This is a genomic window from Pseudomonas sp. Cab53 (assembly GCF_018325965.1).
GTDB classification, from domain to species: domain Bacteria; phylum Pseudomonadota; class Gammaproteobacteria; order Pseudomonadales; family Pseudomonadaceae; genus Aquipseudomonas; species Aquipseudomonas chlororaphis_E.
On record NZ_AP021902.1, the window covers coordinates 3,734,406 to 3,753,662 of the forward strand.

At 56.0% G+C, this 19,257-nt stretch carries 17 protein-coding genes; 7 read left to right on the top strand and 10 right to left on the bottom strand.

Annotated features, from left to right (window positions below; all coding sequences use genetic code 11):
• Nucleotides 1-14: 14 nt before the first annotated feature.
• Both KI241_RS16170 and KI241_RS16175 read right to left on the bottom strand, forming a co-directional pair.
• Nucleotides 15-1,655 (bottom strand): GMC family oxidoreductase N-terminal domain-containing protein, encoded by a 1,641-nt coding sequence (locus tag KI241_RS16170; RefSeq protein WP_212796423.1) that lies wholly within the window; start codon nt 1,653-1,655, stop codon nt 15-17.
• Nucleotides 1,656-1,671: 16 nt separating this feature from the next.
• Entirely contained in the window at nt 1,672-2,436 is a 765-nt protein-coding gene (locus tag KI241_RS16175) for an NADPH-dependent F420 reductase (protein WP_348532646.1), read from the bottom strand.
• A gap of 99 nt (nt 2,437-2,535) precedes the next feature.
• Here KI241_RS16175 and KI241_RS16180 point away from each other — a divergent pair, with 99 nt between their 5' ends.
• Together KI241_RS16180 and KI241_RS16185 are read left to right on the top strand one after the other, a co-directional pair.
• Complete coding sequence (locus tag KI241_RS16180) at nt 2,536-3,429, top strand: LysR family transcriptional regulator (RefSeq protein WP_013692836.1); 894 nt, start codon at nt 2,536-2,538, stop codon at nt 3,427-3,429.
• Nucleotides 3,430-3,683: 254 nt separating this feature from the next.
• A complete protein-coding gene (locus KI241_RS16185) occupies nt 3,684-4,877 on the top strand; it encodes an MFS transporter (protein WP_212802724.1) in 1,194 nt (397 codons plus the stop codon).
• Between the two features lie 36 nt (nt 4,878-4,913).
• Here the strand turns inward: KI241_RS16185 and KI241_RS16190 are convergent, their stop codons facing one another.
• Nucleotides 4,914-5,810 (bottom strand): LysR family transcriptional regulator, encoded by an 897-nt coding sequence (locus KI241_RS16190; protein ID WP_013692834.1) that lies wholly within the window; start codon nt 5,808-5,810, stop codon nt 4,914-4,916.
• 129 nt (nt 5,811-5,939) lie between these two features.
• Between KI241_RS16190 and KI241_RS16195 the strand changes: the two genes are divergently transcribed.
• Together KI241_RS16195 and KI241_RS16200 are read left to right on the top strand one after the other, a co-directional pair.
• On the top strand, nt 5,940-7,022 hold the full coding sequence (locus tag KI241_RS16195; protein ID WP_212796426.1) for an AbrB family transcriptional regulator: 1,083 nt from the start codon (nt 5,940-5,942) through the stop codon (nt 7,020-7,022).
• Between the two features lie 162 nt (nt 7,023-7,184).
• Nucleotides 7,185-8,090 (top strand): LysR family transcriptional regulator, encoded by a 906-nt coding sequence (locus KI241_RS16200; RefSeq protein ID WP_212796427.1) that lies wholly within the window; start codon nt 7,185-7,187, stop codon nt 8,088-8,090.
• A gap of 166 nt (nt 8,091-8,256) precedes the next feature.
• Here KI241_RS16200 and KI241_RS16205 read toward each other — a convergent pair whose 3' ends face one another.
• The 7 genes from KI241_RS16205 to KI241_RS16235 form a co-directional block, all read right to left on the bottom strand.
• Nucleotides 8,257-9,285: an alpha/beta hydrolase gene (locus KI241_RS16205; protein WP_212796428.1), complete on the bottom strand. Its 1,029-nt coding sequence runs from the start codon at nt 9,283-9,285 to the stop codon at nt 8,257-8,259.
• 471 nt (nt 9,286-9,756) lie between these two features.
• Entirely contained in the window at nt 9,757-10,041 is a 285-nt protein-coding gene (locus KI241_RS16210; RefSeq protein ID WP_212796429.1) for a LysR family transcriptional regulator, read from the bottom strand.
• A complete protein-coding gene (locus KI241_RS16215; protein WP_212796430.1) occupies nt 10,031-10,348 on the bottom strand; it encodes an antibiotic biosynthesis monooxygenase family protein in 318 nt (105 codons plus the stop codon). Before KI241_RS16215 ends, KI241_RS16210 begins: the two co-directional genes overlap by 11 nt.
• A 461-nt stretch (nt 10,349-10,809) precedes the next feature.
• Nucleotides 10,810-11,970, bottom strand: coding sequence for an MFS transporter (locus KI241_RS16220; protein ID WP_212796431.1), 1,161 nt, complete (start codon nt 11,968-11,970; stop codon nt 10,810-10,812).
• Nucleotides 11,971-12,175: 205 nt separating this feature from the next.
• Nucleotides 12,176-13,648: an NAD-dependent succinate-semialdehyde dehydrogenase gene (locus KI241_RS16225; protein WP_212802725.1), complete on the bottom strand. Its 1,473-nt coding sequence runs from the start codon at nt 13,646-13,648 to the stop codon at nt 12,176-12,178.
• 87 nt (nt 13,649-13,735) lie between these two features.
• The gene (locus KI241_RS16230) at nt 13,736-13,915 is read right to left on the bottom strand and encodes a rubredoxin (RefSeq protein ID WP_348532647.1); all 180 of its coding nucleotides are present in this window, start codon (nt 13,913-13,915) and stop codon (nt 13,736-13,738) included.
• Nucleotides 13,916-14,099: 184 nt separating this feature from the next.
• Complete coding sequence (locus KI241_RS16235; protein ID WP_212802243.1) at nt 14,100-16,211, bottom strand: 3-hydroxyacyl-CoA dehydrogenase NAD-binding domain-containing protein; 2,112 nt, start codon at nt 16,209-16,211, stop codon at nt 14,100-14,102.
• 284 nt (nt 16,212-16,495) lie between these two features.
• Here KI241_RS16235 and KI241_RS16240 point away from each other — a divergent pair, with 284 nt between their 5' ends.
• Genes KI241_RS16240 through KI241_RS16250 form a run of 3 tightly spaced genes read left to right on the top strand, consistent with a single transcriptional unit; the run spans nt 16,496 to nt 19,256 of the window.
• Nucleotides 16,496-17,665 (top strand): thiolase domain-containing protein, encoded by a 1,170-nt coding sequence (locus KI241_RS16240; protein ID WP_201005362.1) that lies wholly within the window; start codon nt 16,496-16,498, stop codon nt 17,663-17,665.
• A gap of 4 nt (nt 17,666-17,669) precedes the next feature.
• Nucleotides 17,670-18,083 (top strand): Zn-ribbon domain-containing OB-fold protein, encoded by a 414-nt coding sequence (locus tag KI241_RS16245; RefSeq protein WP_201005365.1) that lies wholly within the window; start codon nt 17,670-17,672, stop codon nt 18,081-18,083.
• A complete protein-coding gene (locus KI241_RS16250; protein ID WP_212802726.1) occupies nt 18,084-19,256 on the top strand; it encodes a beta-propeller fold lactonase family protein in 1,173 nt (390 codons plus the stop codon).
• The last annotated feature ends 1 nt before the right edge of the window (nt 19,257 follow it).

Sequence of the window (19,257 nt, forward strand, 5' to 3'; positions counted from 1 at the left end):
CGGTACCCGCCGATTCAACCAACAGTTTCGACCGGCGAACTGCTTGCCCGGCGAGTCATTGCATCTTCACGAATCAGGTCGGCGGCTTTCACACCAATCATGATGGACGGCGCATTGGTGTTGCCCGACGTGATGAATGGCATGATCGAGGCATCCACCACCCGCAGTCGCTCGATACCACGGACACGCAGTCGTTCGTCCACCACCGCCATGGCGTCGTTACCCATTTTGCAGGTGCCGCCCTGGTGGTGGGCCGAGTTGCCGGTTTCGACCAGATAGTTGTAGATATCTTCATCGGTACGAATGTGGGGCCCCGGCAATTGTTCCGAAACCACGCGAGATTTGATGGGCTCGCTGTTCATGATTTTGCGTATCCAGCGCACACCACTGATCACGGCATTGATGTCGTAACCGCTGCTCAGGAAATTTGGCGTGTAATCGGCCGGGTCAGACGGGTTGGTCGAGCGCAGCGTCACTGTTCCCGTGGTGCTGGGACGCAACTGATAAACCGACACCCCGAGCCCGGGATGCTTTTCAACGTCAACCGTGCCATCGGGAAAGTATTGAAAGGTCATAGGCCGAAAGCTGATTTGGAGATCAGCGTAGTCCTCGTCCGAGCTACTTTTAACAAACGCCGCGACCTGGGAAGAGCCAAGGGCAAGATACCCTTTGCGGGTCATCAGGTAACGGAAGCCTTCCCAGTACTTGCGCAGGCCTACGAGGTTTGCGTTGTACGAACTGTCTGGGGTGCAACGGAAGGCTGTGTGAATATAAAAATGATCCTGCAGGTTTTGCCCTACTCCTGGGGAATTCAGAACTTCGGGAATTGCGTGTTTTTCCAGTTCAGCCCTTGGGCCGATGCCGGACAACATCAGCATCTGTGGGGTCTTCAGCGAGCCTGCTGACAGAATCACTTCGCGCGCCGCATAGATACGCTCCAAACGGCCACTCTTCAAAACCTCTATACCGACAGCGGTACGCCCCTCGAATAAAACGCGCTGCAGCTCGCATCCGGTTCGAACCGTCAGGTTCGACCGTTCAATGACAGGCTCGATAAAAGCCCGGTAAGTCGACATCCGTTGCCCGTCTTGGATGTTGTGCTGCATGAAACCTACGCCATCGTGCAAGGCGCCGTTCATGTCCTCGGTCACCGGGATACCAATACGGTTAGCGGCCTCTATAAAATCGTAGCTACTCTTTTCTTTGACGACCGGATCACTGATCCATAGCGGACCATTCGCTCCGCGATATTCATCGCCGCCCCGCTCAAAGTGCTCCATCTTTTTGAAATACGGCAAGACATCTTCATACCCCCAGCCTGGGTTGCCCAAGGCACGCCAGCCGTCAAAATCCTTTTGGTGACCTCGGATGAATACCATGCCGTTGATGGAGCTGGATCCACCGAGCAATTTGCCCCTAGGCCAATACATCCGACGCCCTTGAAGCTTCTCCATAGGCGAGGTGCGGAAATTCCAGTTCAATGACTTATTGAAATAGAGCTTGCCCATTCCCGCGGGCGTATTGACCCAGAAACGATCTGAAGCAGGTCCCGCCTCAATAAGCAGGACGTTGTTCCGGGGATCGTCAGACAAACCGCGCGCAACCGGACAGCCCGAAGAACCGGCACCGACAACGATGTAATCATAAATCTGCATGTACCCACTCCTCCCGCTATTTCCCGACGCGGGAAGTGCCTTTGAACAACCTGTCAAAACGCTCAAAGCGATAAGCCCATTCGGGCCCCTGGTCCGTTTCGTAAGCCAACACTGCGGAGAGCATCGCGAAAGGCTCTATATAACGGGCAACCTTCAGAGCCCCAGCGTCCACCGGTTCAAAGCCCACCTGACTGATAAGATCCGAAACTGTGGCTTTACTGGCTTCGTCCTCGCCACAGAAGATCAAACTGGGACGTAGCGCCTCGTCCCTGGCCGCGAATACATCGAACAGAACTTCGCTGGGCGTCGACTGGAAGGCCGCAACGACATAGGCCTCAGGAATCATCTGTGCCAGCGTTTCCGCACCGGAAATCGTATGGCCGATGACAAGCTCGGTGTCTTCCGCGTTTAAAGGATTGCAGCAGGTCACGACGATTTTGCCGCTCAAGTCATCCACCTGGCTGAGGACGTCAGGCACTTGAAGCCAATGCACGGCCAAGAGGACCAAGTCAGCGTTGAATGCCGCCTCTGCCGGCGTGCTGGCCTGTGAATTCTTGCCTGCCGATGCAGCCAGATCGGCAAGTTTCTGCTGATTACGCGAGTAACTGAAGGAAACCTCATGGCCAACCCTGGCGAACATGGTGCCCAGATGACTGCCCATTCGGCCGGAGCCAAGAATTCCGATTTTCATGAAAGGCCTCTTGTTATTTTTTCGATTAAAAACACGGATGGCGTTCGGGTGAAAGGCTCGACGGCGAATAGAGGTATGATCAAAATTGATTAATCCCCTCCACGATTGTCATGGCCGGCTCATGAACATAGATCCTTGGAGCGGGCGCTTGAGCTGATACAGTATTCGCCCCCACGCAGAGAATGATGAATGGCAAAGGAACACTACAGCGACCTGCTCGCGCTCATTGCAGTAGCACGAGAGCAGAGTTTCACGCGGGCGGCCTCCCAGCTGGGAATCTCTCAATCGATGCTCAGTCATAGCATCCAGAGATTGGAGGCTCGAGTCGGCGTACGTCTTCTCACTCGCACGACCCGTAGCGTATCCGTCACCGAGGCCGGTGAACGTCTGCTCAATACCGTTGAACCGCGGTTGCGGGAAATCGAGACCGAACTGATCGCCGTAGCTGAATTTGGCGACACCCCCGCCGGTAACATTCGCATCACGGCAACCGACCATGTCATCGAAACTGTTCTTTGGCCGAAATTGGCACAAGCGCTGCCGAAATACCCACAAATCAGTGTAGAAGTCGTTATCGACTATGGCTTGACGGACATCGTGGCCGACCATTTCGACTTTGGCATCCGGCTCGGGGACGGGTTGGCAAACGGGATCGAAGCCGTTCGTATCGCTCCCGACATGCGTTTTGTAATGGTGGGCGCGCCGTCCTACATGGAGTCTCGTGCCATGCCGACCAGACCTCAAGACCTCATGGAGCATGAGTGTATAAATATGCGCCTACCAACACGTGGCGGCCTGTACGCGTGGGAGCTGGAAAAGGACGGCCAGGAAATCAATACGAGAGTCAAAGGCAGACTTGTATTCAACGGCATCAATCAGATCCTGGATGCCGCTGTATCGGGTTTCGGGCTGGCCTATGTTCCCGAGGACATCGCCCACCCCCATCTGGTTAACGGCACTCTGGTTCCTGTCATGCAAGCCTGGTGGAGAACATTCCCGGGGCTGCACCTTTACTACTCCAGCGAGCGCGAGAAGTCTCGGGCGATGCAGGTTCTAATCGATGAGTTACGGTACCCCGGATAGTCAACGGTGCTCTGAACCCTTCCTTTTTCGCATCTGAATTATTCGCCATCATTCATAGGCGCTTTCGGATTTCAGATCATTACAGATCATACTTAGCCCCCTATCATTTCGCCTCAAGCAAGTTGCGATGAGACAGCGTCCCATCGCCCGCTGGGGTCGATCCCTGGTTATTTTTTCTTTTCATTAATTCGTCCATTCGCCTGGCGCACTAGTTGTCGAGGGCGTCATGTATTGGTTATTTCACAGGAACACCGATGACTACCTCAACTTTGAATACGGCCCAGATTGACAGCCGAATCTGGAGCGCCGTGGGGTCTTTGACACTCTGCGTGGCTCTGCTGATCGCCGCAGAATTCATGCCAGTGAGTCTCCTGACGCCCATCGCCACCGACCTTCACACCTCACAAGGCATGGCTGGCCAAGCCATTTCCATTTCCGGCTTCTTTGCGGTGGTGGCAAGTCTTTGCATTGCCTCTATCGCCGGACGCTTCGATCGACGCCATGTCCTGGTCTCGATGACCCTGCTGATGCTCATTTCGCTGGTGGTCATAGCTCTGGCGCCGGGCTTTACTTGGTTGATGATCGCCAGAGCTTTTCTAGGCGTCGCAATCGGCGGTTTCTGGGCATTGTCCACCGCCACTGTGCTTCGGATAGTCCCGGAGGAGGCTGTGCCCAAAGCCTTGGGCATGATCTATATGGGCCACTCAGTGGCCGCTGCGTTTGCCGCCCCCATTGGGGCCTATGTGGGAGGTCATCTGGGGTGGCGCTTTGTGTTCGCGGCGCTTGTACCGATTGTCATCATTAACGTGATCTGGCAATACAAAAGCTTGCCCGCAATGCAGCCCGAAAAAACCATTCCCCTTTCCAGGCTGTTCGGGGTGCTGAAACGTCGGAACGTCATGTTCGGTCTGCTGGCCGCCATGCTGACGTTTGGTGGTACGTTCACCGCTTTCACTTATTTGCGGCCATTTCTCGAACAGGTTACTGGCGTCGACTCCACTCAACTGTCGGTTTTGTTGTTGAGCCTGGGCATAGCCGGTTTCGGTGGTACGTACATCGTCAGCCGACTGCTGGAAAAACAATTCCTCTTCCAATTGTTGCACTGGCTTCCGGTGGCGTTGGCTGTCATGACGGTGGCTCTGGCCGAGCTGGGCTACAGTTTCGCAGCCGCCGCCATCATGATGTTTGCCTGGGGGATGTTGTACTCGGCCATCCCCGTATGCTGGTCGACCTGGCTCGCCAAAGAGGTAAGCGATGAGCCCGAAACTGGCGGTGGACTGATGGTTGCAGCTATCCAGATGGCGATCATGGTCGGAGGCGCTTTCGGTGGCAGCTTGCTGGATCATGTATCGGTGACAGCTCCGCTGATTGGCGGCAGCGTATTGCTCATCCTGGCAGCGCTGGTCGTTGGAAATGGCGGGCGGCTTACCCAGTCCACGCCCGCCTGATAGCCTCTTGTACCCCAAGCCGTCGCTATGCATCCGCTACCTCAATAACAGCGGAGCATCGTCTTTAAGCACATTCAGCAGTACTTGCGCCGCCGGCGACAAATAGGCGCCGGTTCGCACGAAAACGACAATCGTGCGTTTCATTGTTGTTTCCTTGAGCTTGATCTCCCGAAGGTGCGTCACACCCTTTACGTCTTCGAGAGTCTCCCGGGCCAGAAAGCTGAGCAGGTTGGTTTCACCAATCAGGCGTGGCAGCAAGGAGATCGAAGTCGTTTCGATCTGTACTTGAGGCAAAGGCAGGTCTCTGGACTGAAATGCATTGTCTATCCAGCGTCGGGCCGGCACGGCGGTGGCAGGCAGCACCCAACGGTACTGGCACAAATCGCGCAACTCATAACCTGCACTAAACAACGGATGGTTGCGGCTGGCGACCACTACTGCCTCATCGTCAAACAACGCATGAAATTCCAACAAAGGATCTGCTTCGTACTGCGGGCAGATCACCATGTCCAGCCGCCCGGAAAAAAGTGATTCGCGCAGTAAATCGTCCTGCCCAATCACCAGGTTCAAGGTGATCTGCGGCGCACGTGAAAGCAGAGTCGCGGTCAGGTGCGGAAGCAGGTGATCAGCCATGGAAGCAGCGCAGCCCAGGCGAATATTGCCCATTACCCCGTTGGCAACATCACGTATCTCTCGCTGGGTTTCGGCAACGCTCTGCTGCAACTGTTTGCCACGCACCTTCAGCAACTCCCCCACTGCCGTCAGCTTGATCCGACGCCCGTCGCGTTCGAACAGCCGGGCACCTAGCGACTCCTCAAGTCGTTGGATGCTTTTAGTCAGCGCCGGCTGACTGCGGTTGAGCTTTTGTGCGGCCCTGCCCAGATGGCCCAGCTCGGCGATGACTTCAAAATAGGCAAGGTCACGCAGGTCCATATCTATCAACCAAAGTTATCAATCAATCGATATTAGAAAATAGACTTTATCAAACACGCTATCAATAATTATCAGCACATCGATAGCGATGCCACGCCCTCAAGGCGACCAGCGATTGGAGCACGACTCTTGTCTTCTTCTGCCAGATTTTCTCTACATGCCTACCCCGCGCCATTCAAATGGTTGGCGCTTGCGCTAGTGGCTGGAGCAGCCGGTCAGTTGCTGAAGTTTCTAGGGGTGCCAGCCGGCCAGTTCCTGGGGCCGATGATGGTCGCCATCGTATTTGGAACGTTCGGTGCGGGCATACAGCTCCATCCCTACGCCTTCAAGCTGGGCCAAGGTTGTGTAGGCATTCTGGCGGCCCATTCCATGACGCTGGCAGTGCTTCTCTCGATGGCCCAGTCCTGGCCGATGATGCTGCTGGCAACCGCCGCAACGGTTTGCCTCAGTGCTCTGGTCGGGCTCGCCTTGGTATGGGCAGGCATTCCGGCCAGCACCGCCGCATGGGGAACGGCTCCAGGCGCTGCCTCGGCGATGGTCTCGATGGCGGATGAGTACGGTGCCGATTCGCGAGTGGTCGCCACCATGCAATACGTGCGAGTCGTGTGCGTGGTGATGATCGGCGCACTGGTGAGCCACTGGGTCGGGGCACCGACAGGCGGCGAAACGCACGTGACAAACGTCGAGCCGCAAAGCTTCGGACTACTTAATCTAGGCCTGACCATCGCCACGCTGCTTGCTGGTGTTGCACTGGGCAATCGAGTGCCCGCCGGGGCGCTGTTGATGCCGTTGCTGCTGGGTGGCGCCTTGCAAATCAGCGGCCTGTTGCACATCGCGCTGCCCGACTGGCTCCTCGCTACTGCTTATGGCGCGCTGGGTTGCTACGTCGGCTTGCGCTTTGACCGCCCAACGATTGGGTACGTCTGGCGGCGCCTGCCGGCGATGATAATGGGGGCGACGCTTTTGATCGCGCTGTGCGCACTATCTGCCTGGCTATTGGCATCAATATCGGACAGGGACTTCCTCTCGATTTACCTGGCCACCAGCCCGGGCGGGCTCGACACGATGGCGATCATCGCGGTGGACACGCATTCCGACGTGGGACTGGTGCTGGCAATGCAGACCCTGCGGTTGTTTGCGGTCATCCTGACAGGGGCTTTTGTGGCACGGCTGATCATTCGTTTGTCTGAGCACCGTCAGATAACGTCATAGGCTTAAGCCACACCGCAAATGTCTGCATGCCCGAGGGCTGGTTTCCCCTACTCGGCAACACTTCCCTGTCACTCACCATCGCTAGCAAACTCCTCCGTAAACTCTACGCACCACGCACTGGAATGTTATTGTTCATGCGCACCCACGAAGATCATTCAAGCCATGCAAGATGACATCCTTAAGCAATCCTTTGGTGGGTTGATGGCCTTTATTGCCGTCGCCCGGGAAAAGAGTTTTACTCGAGCAGCAGCGCATCTGGGCCTGTCTCAATCCGCGGTCAGCCATGCCGTCAGCTCACTGGAGCGAAATCTGGGCACGCGTTTGCTTGCGCGCAACTCCCGCTCAGTCTCGCCAACGGAAGCAGGTGAACGGTTACTGGCAACTGTCGGTCCCCGCTTCGAAGAGATCGACGCTGAATTACTGGCGTTGTCAGAGCTGGGCGAAAGCCCAACCGGGACCGTACGCATCACCGCATCGGATCATGCCATCCGATCGATCATCTCCCCAAAGTTGAAGAAATTCCTGCCGAAGTACCCTGGGATAAAAGTCGAGCTGTTCGCGGACAATGGGCTTATCGACATCGCAGCAGATCGTTTCGATGCGGGCGTCCGATTGGGTGAGGCGATAGCCCAGGACATGATCGCCGTACGCATCGGTCCTGACATGCGATTCACCGCAGTAGCGACCAGACGCTACTTCGCCAGCAGCCCTGAACCAAAGACGCCCGAAGACTTGATGCAGCACAATTGCATAAACCTGCGTCTTCCTACCCATGGTGGATTGTGGCCTTGGGAGTTCGGGGAAGATGGCCGGCAGTTGAACATGCGGGTTGATGGTCAGCTGATTTACAACAGTATTTATGATTGCCTTGATGCAGCCATTGCAGGCTTGGGTATCGCCTATGTACCTGAAGACATCGCGGCCCCCTATGTCAAGGCCGGCCACCTGATTCCGGTACTGAAAGACTGGTGCCCGCTGTGGACAGGACTTCATCTCTATTACCCAAGCCGTCGGCAACCCTCCGGGGCTATGGCGTTATTAATCGCCGCGTTGCGCCACGAGTCATGACAGAAAAAAAGGCCCTGCACAGCGTGCAGGGCCTGAAAGAGCCATGAAGACTCAAGGGATGAACGTTCCACCAAGGGCAAGTCGAGCGATGCGCACTACGACCTACGTTCAGACTTGAAGCCACAACATCCTATGCAAACCGGGCAGTTGCGGCTTCAAAGATGGGTTACTTCAGGTTGGTTCGGAAGAAAGAAGTCAGCTTGTCGAACGGAATCAGGTTCACCCGATCATACAAGTCCACGTGACCCGCGCCTGGCACGATGAACAATTCCTTAGGCTCACCCGCCAGCTTGAAGGCTTCTTGGCTGAACTCCAGCGAGTGTGCTTCAGAGCCTGCGATGAACAGCATAGGACGAGGCGAAATCGACGCAATATCGTTGAACGGATAGAAGTTCATGAACTTCACGTTGCTGGTCAGCGTTGGATGCGTCGTCACTTCAGGCGAAGACCCGGCCGGGGTGAACTCACCACGAGGCGTGCGATAGAAATCGAAGAATTCGCGCTGGATGGGATGGGTGTTCGCGTCCAGTTTATGCACGGTACCGCCGGTGTACTTGGTTTCTCCACCCGTGAATTCTACATAACGCTGCTCAGCCGCCTCTGCGATGATCTGCTTGCGCTGTTCAAGTGTTTGCGAGTGCTTGAGCGCATCGCGGTTGGCTGCGCCCATGTCATACATACTGACGGTGGCAATCGCCTTCATCCGAGGGTCGATTTTTGCCGCACTGATGACAAAACTGCCGCTGCCACAGATACCGAGAACGCCGATGCGGTTGCGATCGATATACGACTGGGTTCCAAGGTAATCGACCGCTGCGCTGAACGCTTCGGAGTAAATATCCGGCGCCACGGCGTTACGCGGTTGCCCCTCGCTTTCGCCCCAGAACGATTGATCGATCGCAAGGGTCACAAAGCCTTGTTCAGCGAGTTTCTGAGCGTAAAGATTTGAGCTTTGCTCTTTGACCGCCCCCATCGGGTGGCCAATGACAATCGCAGGGCTTTTATTGGCCTTATTCAAATTTTTCGGGACATACAGGTTCCCGACGACTTTCATTCGGTACTGATTATTGAAGGATACCTTCTGCTCAGTCACCTTATCACTCTTGAAAAAGTTGTTCGCGCCGTTGGACATATCGGCTGCCATCGCAGTAAACGAACTGGCCAGCAGGGCCAGCGTAAAAAATAATTTCTTCATGGTGTTGTTCCTAATTAAGAACCGATGTGTGGACATCCAAAACGACTGCGGCCTGGCTCGATGAACGCCAGTGGAATCAAATCCAGCTGGCCAACTGCGCTGAACGGAGCATTGGGCTTTGACGCCGGGCACTACCCTTCATGGCATTACGTCTAAGCCCACAAAGGATCAATTCGTCGAGGTCAATGTATTCGAGGCGCGACCTAGAAAACACCACATCCAATTGAATGGAGCCATGCACAAAAGTAATTAATAGCTGCTGGATTATTTGAGGCTGAGAGCTGGTGCGCTGATAATTTTCTTAGCTACAGCTCAGAGCATACCCACGGAGAACGGGATGCTCATTAAATTGCTCCGTTAATCAACGACGAAAAAGCCCCGACTCCCCACTGCGCCCATCCATCAATGTAACAGAATAATGCAGACCTAATCGTCGATTGCTCCACACCAGCTTCAGACTAGCGTTGCCGATCATCCTTCCAAGGGGCGTATAACGTCCTGGATCCTCATCAATGCCGGCGCCAACCCCCGTACGATTTCGTTGGCCTTGGCCGTGGGCACCAGCGTCCTGGAACGTCGGATAAACAAGGGGTCTTTAAAGTGGACGCGCAGCTTCGCCAGCGTATTGCTCACCGCTGGCTGCTTTACGTTCAGTCGTTCGGCTGCCCGCGTCACGCCTCGCTCGCGATAGACCACCAAGAGAATGAACAAGGCATTGAGATCGATCGCCGTAAATAGCGATTCATCAAGCTTCATCGTGCGGTCCCCTTCCGATTTGGGGCGTGAAACTGGCAAACGTCAGGTTGGAACATGACGTTACCAAATGATTGACCAACGCCGTCATCGACTCACTCTCAAAGTGCTCAGTCATCATCGATGCCGCGCTCCAGTAGCCACTGAAGACCCACAAACCAGGATCGCGGGAGCTGCGAATCACGCTATAGCCCAGGCATCCGTGTACTTTTTCAAAAGTCTCCGCGTACGCCTTTAAACGCTGTTCAAAGTATTGGTCAACCTCTTCGATCACTCGAATCTCCAAGGTATTAACTGCGGCGATATTCATATCCGGCCCTGCTTTGCTTGGGTAATAAAATTAAATTACGACTGCGTGCAATGCCTGTGGTGTGCGCGTTCAAGTCCCGCATCCAACGAAAGCATTCCTGCTGCAGCAGCGAGACAAACCTAGCCCCGGCATTGGCCGCTGGCTATACGGCACCTTGTTGATACGCTCATGAGCTTTTCTCAACAGTGCTCGTGCTTGAAACGCGCTACCGCGAGCCCCGTTGAGCAGCGGTGGCTTCGCTATGAGTTGCGCGTCCTGAAAAGACAGATGTCATAGCATCAAGAACTCACCCATGAAAACAACGAGTTAAGAGGTATCGCGATAGACAGAATTGCATCACTTGAACAACGCCAAGTCGCAATTCGGTGAATGCCGACTAACCATTCGGCAGCAGCTAAGCGCGGTTGTGAGGATTTCATCTACGTCGCGCGCGCTATCAGGGAGATATATCCCGCAATAATTTACTGCCGCGGAAAGGCGTGACGCCTCCCGCCCATGACCACCACGTGGGAAGCGCTAACGATGAGCAGCGCAAACCCCGAGAGACTTACTGTCCCGAAGTAGCTTAGGAGCAGACCACCTACGGCACCTCCGCCAAAAATCCCCAAGTTGTAGATAGTCGTCAATATCGCCGTTGCCAGCTCCGCATTATCTTCTGCCACCCGGCCCGTCGCTGATTGGAAAACGGTCGGCATGCCACCGAACGAAGCCCCCCACACAAATATCGCAGCCGAAGCGATCATTTGATACGGAGCCGCTATCAGCACAACCATCGTCACAGCCGTGCAGGTTAACGCGGTGGTCGCTATGAGCCGCAGCCTTGTATCGACGAAACGTCCAGCAATCAGTACGCCCAGGATGGCGCCCGTACCGAACAGAAACAGGCCCTGAGCGGTCCCGCCTGACAGCCTGGTTTTTTCCGCGAGCGGCGCCATGTAGGTGTACAGCGTGTAATGAGCCAGGATCGCGCAAAAAGCCGACACCAAGATCACTCTCAGCCCCGGGGTGCGAATGACGTCACGAATCGAAGTGCCCTCCTTGCGCTGTTCACCCGGCATGGACGGCACGACCAGCAAAACCCAAACGATGACAAGCAGCGCGAGCAGCGAAAGCAGTCCATAGCTGAAACGCCATCCAAGCAGTGAGCCCAGCATGCTACCCAGTGGCAAACCGGCGACCATGGCCACGGTACTCCCAGCCAGGGTAATCGCGACGGCCCGTCCCATGTCTTTGCGATCGACCAAGCGGATGGCATAACCGCAGATGACTGGCCAGACGACTCCTGCGGCGAGCCCCGCTATCACTCGCGATACGACCGTCACCGTATAAGACGTCGAGATGGCGGTGACGCCATTAGCCAGTGCAAAACTCAGCACGAGCATGATGTACAACGATTTTCGAGGCAGACCTCGAGTGAGCGCCACAATGGGGATTGCGGCCGCAGCGGAGGCCAATGCATAGATGGAAACCAATAAACCGATACCAGCGGGGGGCTGTTCAAGGCTCTCCGCCATCGCAGGCAGAACCGCTGCCGGCATCGTCTCGGTCAAAATGGTGAGAAACGCTGTAGTGGACAGGGCAAGTAGCCCGATCATAGGCAGGCGACCATTATTGGCACTCATGGGCAGACTCCTTAGTCGGATGCGTTCTTGCGAAACGCGCTGATGCCTTACGCATCAAAAAAACTCCGACGTTAGCAGCAAGCGGCTTGAGGAAATGTCTGCCTCAGTGAATGCTCCTATGAATCCAAGTGGTCACTGGATTGGCCTTGATCATCGAATAAAGCCAAAGCCCCCAACGCCCGTCACGGGAACTGGGGGCACCGAGTCAGACGCGAGCAGTTTTCTGTAGCACGGTCTTGCTGACCATGTACGAGTCCAGGCTCCAGGGCCCTCCTTCTCTTCCAATACCACTGTCCTTCACACCGCCAAACGGTGTATCAGGATCCGGCGCACCGAAATGGTTGATAGACAGGACCCCTACATCCAGCTCACGACTCAGTCGTTCAGCTTCTTCAAGTGAATTGGTGAACGCAAAAGCAGCCAAGCCCACGGATAGACTGTTGGAAATCTCGATGGCCTCATCAAGGGTCGAGAAACGAACCGCGACAGCGACCGGACCAAAAGGCTCATCGGTCATGATGGCGCAATCCAGCGGGGTGTCGACCAGCAGCGTCGGGGCAAAATAATAGCCACGCTCACCCACGCGATGCCCGCCCACGGCAACCTTGCCGCCACGGCCCAATGCGTCATCGACAAAATGCTGCATCGCGGCGAGACGCCGGCCACTGGTAACCGGCCCCATGTCAGCGTTCGTATCCATGCCGTCGGCCACACGTACCTGATCGGCGGTTGCCACAAACGCCGCTACGAATTCGTCGTAGATACTCTCGTGTACCAGGAAGCGACCTGGCGCAGCGCACCACTGAGCGTTGATCCGAATTTTGCTCTTGAGTGCCATCTTGCCGATTTCCGCGGCATTGACCCCTTCGCAAACGATGACCGGGGCATGGCCGCCGAGCTCCATCAGCACCGGCTTCATGGCCGCACCCGCCAGTTGGCTCAAGTGCTTGCCGACTGCCACCGACCCCGTCAAGGTCACCATGCGGGTCACTGGCGACTCGATCAGGGTCGAAGACACTAGCGCCGGGTTGCCAAACACCAGATTCAATACGCCCTTAGGCAAACCGGCTCGCTCGAAGCACTGAACCATGGCTACTGCAGCGCCAGGGGTTTCTTCTGGGGCTTTCAAAATTATGGAGCACCCGGCGCACAGTGCACCGCTGATTTTTCGCGACGGTGCGCTTAGCGGCACATTCCATGGGGTGAACGCTGCGACTGGACCAATTGGCTGACGAAGAATCGATTTCTGCATTTGGGCTTCGCCCGGAACGATGGTCCCGTAGGCTCGCAGGGCCTGTGCCATGTCCCAATCGAAGAAGCTCGCCGAACGCTCCACCTCCGCACGCGCATCTGCAATTAATTTGCCGTTCTCTCGGGTGATGATCTGCGCGATTTCTTCGGAACGTGAACGCACGCCTGCGATGGCACGACTGATGATGATATTACGCTCAGCCGGTGGTGTGTCCCGCCATATTTTGAACCCCCGCTCAGCGGCGGCCAACACGCGTTTCAGGTCAGCGGTCGTGGCCCCGGGAACGTTGGTGAGCGATGCTTCGGTGCTGGGGTCCAACACTTCAAAGCAAGAGGGGCGGTCGAAAATCCACTCACCGTCGATGAAGAGGCCTACGCGCGGATGGTCAGCGTCGGCGATGACATTATTATTGGTTTCAATGGACATCTGAATTCCCTCTACATTTGGCGCCAAGGGACTCGGTTGATATCGCCCTCAATCACCGAAAAAACACTGTGCCGGAAAGGCAATTAATCAAATCTCGACCATCTCGAAGTCCAGCTTCGTCGCCGAACACTCAGGGCAAATCCAATCCTGGGGAACATCTTCCCACCGAGTTCCAGCAGGTATGCCCTCTTGCGGAATACCTTCGGCTTCGTCATACATGAAACCGCATAAAATGCATTGCCAAATTTTGAATTCGCCCTCGGACAAGGCTTGTGTGGACGTGTCATTGCTCATGATTTTTCTTCCGTTTCATTTTCTACTTGTTGGCCCCTTTGCCGACCATGGGAAGCGTTTCGTAACCCTTGGGGGACAGCAACCAGGGCGTTGCTTTCACTTTGCCAGAACAGCTGTTACCGGCCGCACGCGGCCATGGTTGCCATTGCCGTGCTTTTCATATGACTGATTTCAGCTCTCTCAGGGACAGCCCTTCATTGGCCGCTTTCGACAGCAGCGGACTAGGTGCCCAACGCCTGCCGTATTGCTCATGCCATTGCTGCACTTGCAGATGGATTTCCGTGGCCCCGATCGTGTCGGCCCAGTACAGCAGCCCTCCTCGATGGCGAGGAAATCCAAAGCCGTACAACCACATGACATCAATGTCACTGGCTCGATATGCCTTGCCTTCATCCAGGATCTTGCAGGCCTCGTTGATCGAGGCGAATAACAGACGTCTGAGGATTTCACTGTCGGTAAAGGTACGCTGAGGCGTGCCAAGCTCATGGGCGACGGTCGCGATGATCCGCATCACTTCTTCATCGTGACGAGGTGTGCGGTCACCTTCTTCATAGCGATACCACCCGGCCCCATTTTTCTGGCCCTTGCGGCCCAGCTCGACCATCCTATCCGGGACATGGAGCTTCCTGTATTGAGGGTCAGCTGCCGCGCGACGCTTGCGCGTGTCATAGCTGACATCGAGACCGGACAGATCGCTCACTGCGAACGGTCCCATCGGATAGCCAAACTCAACCATGACCCTGTCGATCTGCTCAGGGCGTGCTCCCTCCTCAAGCAGTAGCATCATTTCCGTGACCAGCGGCGCGCGACTGCGATTTGCCGCGAAGCCATCGCACGTCCCGGAGACCGCACAGACTTTTTTAAGATCGCGGCCCATCTTCATGGCCCGCACAACTGTCTCGATCGAGGTTTGATCACCCTTCACGATTTCGCACAGTTTCATCGCGTTCGCGGGAGCGAAGAAATGAGCGCCGGCGACACTCTGAGGCCGGCCTGTCATGTTGGCCATGACGTTGATATCAATCGCGGAAGAGTTCGTTAGCAACAGCGCGCCCGGCTTCATCACCGCATCAAGTTTGGTGAACACATCCTTCTTCAGATCTATCCGTTCAAACACCGCTTCAACCACGACATCACAGTCGCCGATCTCTTCGTAATGGGAGACAGGCTGGACAAACTGAAGGCATGCATCCATTTCTTGCACAGTCATTCGTCCGCGCTTGACCTTTACGGCGTAGATGTCACGTATGCGCTGCAGGCCCCTGTCCAGTGCTTCGGCACTCGCTTCCAGGAGTTTCACCACAATGCCTGCATCAGCGAAGCAAATGGCAATACCGGCGCCCATCGTTCCCGCGCCAATCACAGCAGCGGACGTCACACCAGCAGGCTTGAAACCCGGGGGCGCATCCGGAACCTTGGCAGCCTCACGCTCGGCAAAAAATGCATAGCGAAGTGCCTTGGCAACATCAGAACCCTCCAGCTCAGAAAACAAGCGACTCTCAACCTCTAGAGCCTCATCAAACGGCAGGCTGAAAGCTGCTTCGATACAATCGATCGCGTACTGTGGCGCCTTGTTGTGAGGAGACTTTTTGGCTGCTTCGCGGCGTGCCGCTTGCAGCACATCCATGGTTGTCGCATCCACCGGTTCGAGCACCAAATCGCGTACGCGCTGCGGTTGAGCGTGCGCCACGGCCTTTGCATAGCTTACGGCGGCATCACGAAGCTCTTGGCTTTGTGTTCCTGGAACAATCTGGGAGATAAGCGCGATCTTCAATGCTTCGGCGGCATGGACATGGCGGCTTGAGACGAGCAAATCGGTGGCTACGGCAGCCCCGACCAGCCTCGGCAAGCGCTGCGTACCGCCGCCTCCTGGTATCAACCCGAGAGCGACCTCGGGCAATCCGAGCTTGGCTTCGGGCAATGCAATCCGGTAATGGCAAGCGAGGGCGTGCTCGAGACCGCCTCCCAGCGCATATCCATGAATAGCCGCGACAGTCGGCTTGGCGCTGGCGTCAAGTGCCGCGGCGCTCATGCGGGTAGTGATTGTTCTCGCCTTGCCGAACTGTCGAATATCAGCACCCGCGATGAAATTCTGACCGGCCCCCATCAACACGATCGCCGCGACAGCCGGGTCGGCGTTCGCATGGGCAACGGCGTCAATGATGCTCCCTCTCATCTCGGGAGTCAGGGCGTTGACGGGCGGATTGTTGACTGTGATTACGGCCACAACGCCTTCGACTTCGTAACTGACCATCAGGCTTTCACTCATCTCATCTTCCTGTCTCAAAAAAAATAAGGCCTGCCCCTACCCCGCGACCGCTCGCATCCAATGAGCATCCTGGTTTGGCCCGGAAATTTGAGTGCAGCGCCATCCCGCGCTCCAAACAACGTTGAATCGATGGTAGCATGAGTTTTGATAATCAGCACAGATTTCACTGATCGGAACTTTGCGCCGTGCTACTTTAGTCTTTGACGCTGGACCGATCCCCCCTGAACGAAGGTACCGGACAGCACATTCGAGCTTCATCTTCATGCACTGAGGAAACCCTAGAGATGACAATAAAAGGCAGGGCATACATCGTCGGAGCGTATGAGCACCCCCTACGCAAGGCCCCCCACCATTCGGTGGCACAGCTACATGCGGAGGCGGCGAAAGGGGCAATTGAGGACGCGGGATTAAGCAAAGATGACATCGACGGATATTTTTGCGCGGGCGATGCACCCGGCGGGAATGTATGGTCGATGGCCAACTACCTGAATCTGGACAAGCTGAGGCATGTCGATTCGACCGATATGGGAGGATGCTCTTATCTCGCCCATATCGCCCACGCTGCAGAATCAATAGCAGCGGGCAGATGCAACGTGGCGCTGATTACACTGGCCGGCCGCCCCAACTCTGAAGGTATCTCTGGGATACAGGCGCGCGTACGAGGCGTCAATCTACCGGACGCGCCATTCGAGATGCCCTATAACCCAGTCACGTTGAACCTCTATGCCATGTGTGCGATGCGCCACATGCATGAGTACGGCACAACCAGCGAGCAACTGGCGTGGGTCAAGGTCGCCGCCTCTCACCATGCGCAACACAACCCTCTGGCGATGTTGCGCAAAGTGGTCTCGGTCGAAGATGTATTGGCATCGCCGATGATTTCCGACCCCCTGCGGCGTCTCGATTCCTGCGTCGTGAGCGACGGCGGCGGCGCAGTTATCGTTGCCCGCCCGGAGATTGCGAAGGCCCTCAACAGACCACGGATACGGATACTTGGCTGTGGTGAATCCACAAAACACCAGATGGGTGGACACCTCGACTTGAGCTATACCGGAGCCGCGTGGACCGGCCCTCGAGCTTTCGAAGAGGCGGGTGTGACGCCGGCCGACATCCAGTACGCCTCCATCTATGACAGTTTCACCATCACCGTCATCCTGCAACTTGAAGACCTGGGATTCTGCAAAAAAGGCGAAGGCGGAAAATTCGTGTCGGACGGCAACCTTATTTCGGGCATCGGCAAGTTGCCGTTCAACACCGATGGCGGCGGCCTGTGCAATAACCATCCCGCCAATCGCGGTGGGATCACAAAAATAATCGAAGCCGTACGACAGCTTCGAGGCGAGGCTCATCCAAAGGTGCAAGTTCCCAACTGTTCGCTAGCCCTCGCCACCGGCATCGGCGGCGCGATAGGTCATCGGCACGGTGCAGCCACCGTCATCATGGAAAGGGAGTAAAAACATGTCGACCCCCTACACAGAACGCCCCATCAGCGACCCAATCCTGAACCCCGGTGATGAACCCTATTTCGACGCTGCGGCCGAGGGGCGCCTGCTCTTGAAGAACTGCAATACCTGCCATCAACCGCATCACTATCCTCGTGCGTTGTGCCCGTTTTGCTGGAGCATCGATGTCGAATGGATCACCGCAAGCGGGACCGGGACGATCTACACCTTCAGCATCACACGACGTGGCGCATCAGCACCGTACTGCATTGCCTATGTGCGCCTCGACGAGGGACTGATGATGCTTACGAACATTGTCGATGTTGATCTGGACAGTGTTCGCATCGGGCAGCGGGTCAGGGTCGCGTTTAAAGAATCAGAAAGCGGCATGTCCGTTCCCATGTTCACAATTGACCATTCGGAGGCTTGAATGAGCAGCCGCGCCGTACTCTACAGCGCCGTAGATGATGTCATCACGCGCTACATGATTGACGTAGACAGCGCAACGCTCCACAGGATGGAAAGCGTCACTGTGGCCTCAAAGGTGCAATACGCATGGCCTCATCCATCCAGCGGCTTCCTGTATGTCTCAACAAGCGACGGTGGCCCGAGGGTGGAGTCCCATCACAATCACGTCAGCGCTTACTCGTTGGGACCTGACGGGCAACTCAACACTCATGGCTTACCTGCGCGACTTCCCTACCGAGCGGTACATTTGTGTATCGACCCCCTGGGACGATTTATCGTCAATGCCCACAATTTCAAGCGCGGCTCATTGACTGTGCACCGCATCAACGCAGACTGCACAATTGGCAGCTGCCAGGCTCAGGATCCGAACACCGACTTTGGGATCTATCCGCACCAGGTCATGTTTTATCCATCCGCCAAACAAGTCCTGGTAGTTGACCGCGGCAATAACGCAACGACAGACAAGCTGGAAGATCCCGGGGCACTCCGTTCTTTTCGGCTAACTGAAGAGCATCTCCAAATGAGCGATGTGGTTGCGCCGAATCATGGCCATGACTTCGGCCCGCGGCATGTCGACTTTCATCCGACGCATCCGTGGCTTTACGCAGCCGACGAGCGAACCAACCGTCTCTACATGTTCCGACATGACGGTGACCGGATCGAGGCCGAGCCAGCCTTCACGCGGGGAACGCTGCGAACCCCTGAGCACGTGCGCCCGCGACAACTCGCCGGTGCAATCCATGTTCATCCAAACGGGAAGTTTGTTTACCTAGTAAATCGCGCAGATGCGACGCACTCCCACCAGGGGCACCAAGTGTTCTCCGGAGGTGAAAACAACATAGCCGTCTACGCTATCAACCCTGAAACAGGCGAGCCCACACTCGTTCAGCATGTGGACACTCGTTCCTTTCACGTCCGAACATTTGCCTGTGATCCCAGTGGCCGCTTGCTCGTCACGGCGAGTATCAAGGCCTTGGCCGCATACGATGATGAAAAAGGGCTGACTGTAACGCCCGCGACACTGTCGATATTCCGGATAGGTGATGACGGGCATCTAAAGTACGCTCGAAGCGTTGATGTCGAGACGCCAGGAAATCAACTTCAGTACTGGATGGGTATTGTCGGGCTACGTTGAT

Coding starts and splice junctions, on each gene's coding strand:
- KI241_RS16210 (WP_212796429.1), bottom strand. CDS start 10,041: ATGAAGCTTGATGAATCGCTATTTACGGCGATCGATCTCAATGCCTTG.
- KI241_RS16235 (WP_212802243.1), bottom strand. CDS start 16,211: ATGAGTGAAAGCCTGATGGTCAGTTACGAAGTCGAAGGCGTTGTGGCC.
- KI241_RS16170 (WP_212796423.1), bottom strand. CDS start 1,655: ATGCAGATTTATGATTACATCGTTGTCGGTGCCGGTTCTTCGGGCTGT.
- KI241_RS16185 (WP_212802724.1), top strand. CDS start 3,684: ATGACTACCTCAACTTTGAATACGGCCCAGATTGACAGCCGAATCTGG.
- KI241_RS16200 (WP_212796427.1), top strand. CDS start 7,185: ATGCAAGATGACATCCTTAAGCAATCCTTTGGTGGGTTGATGGCCTTT.
- KI241_RS16215 (WP_212796430.1), bottom strand. CDS start 10,348: ATGAATATCGCCGCAGTTAATACCTTGGAGATTCGAGTGATCGAAGAG.
- KI241_RS16250 (WP_212802726.1), top strand. CDS start 18,084: ATGAGCAGCCGCGCCGTACTCTACAGCGCCGTAGATGATGTCATCACG.
- KI241_RS16190 (WP_013692834.1), bottom strand. CDS start 5,810: ATGGACCTGCGTGACCTTGCCTATTTTGAAGTCATCGCCGAGCTGGGC.
- KI241_RS16180 (WP_013692836.1), top strand. CDS start 2,536: ATGGCAAAGGAACACTACAGCGACCTGCTCGCGCTCATTGCAGTAGCA.
- KI241_RS16220 (WP_212796431.1), bottom strand. CDS start 11,970: ATGAGTGCCAATAATGGTCGCCTGCCTATGATCGGGCTACTTGCCCTG.
- KI241_RS16245 (WP_201005365.1), top strand. CDS start 17,670: ATGTCGACCCCCTACACAGAACGCCCCATCAGCGACCCAATCCTGAAC.
- KI241_RS16225 (WP_212802725.1), bottom strand. CDS start 13,648: ATGTCCATTGAAACCAATAATAATGTCATCGCCGACGCTGACCATCCG.
- KI241_RS16205 (WP_212796428.1), bottom strand. CDS start 9,285: ATGAAGAAATTATTTTTTACGCTGGCCCTGCTGGCCAGTTCGTTTACT.
- KI241_RS16240 (WP_201005362.1), top strand. CDS start 16,496: ATGACAATAAAAGGCAGGGCATACATCGTCGGAGCGTATGAGCACCCC.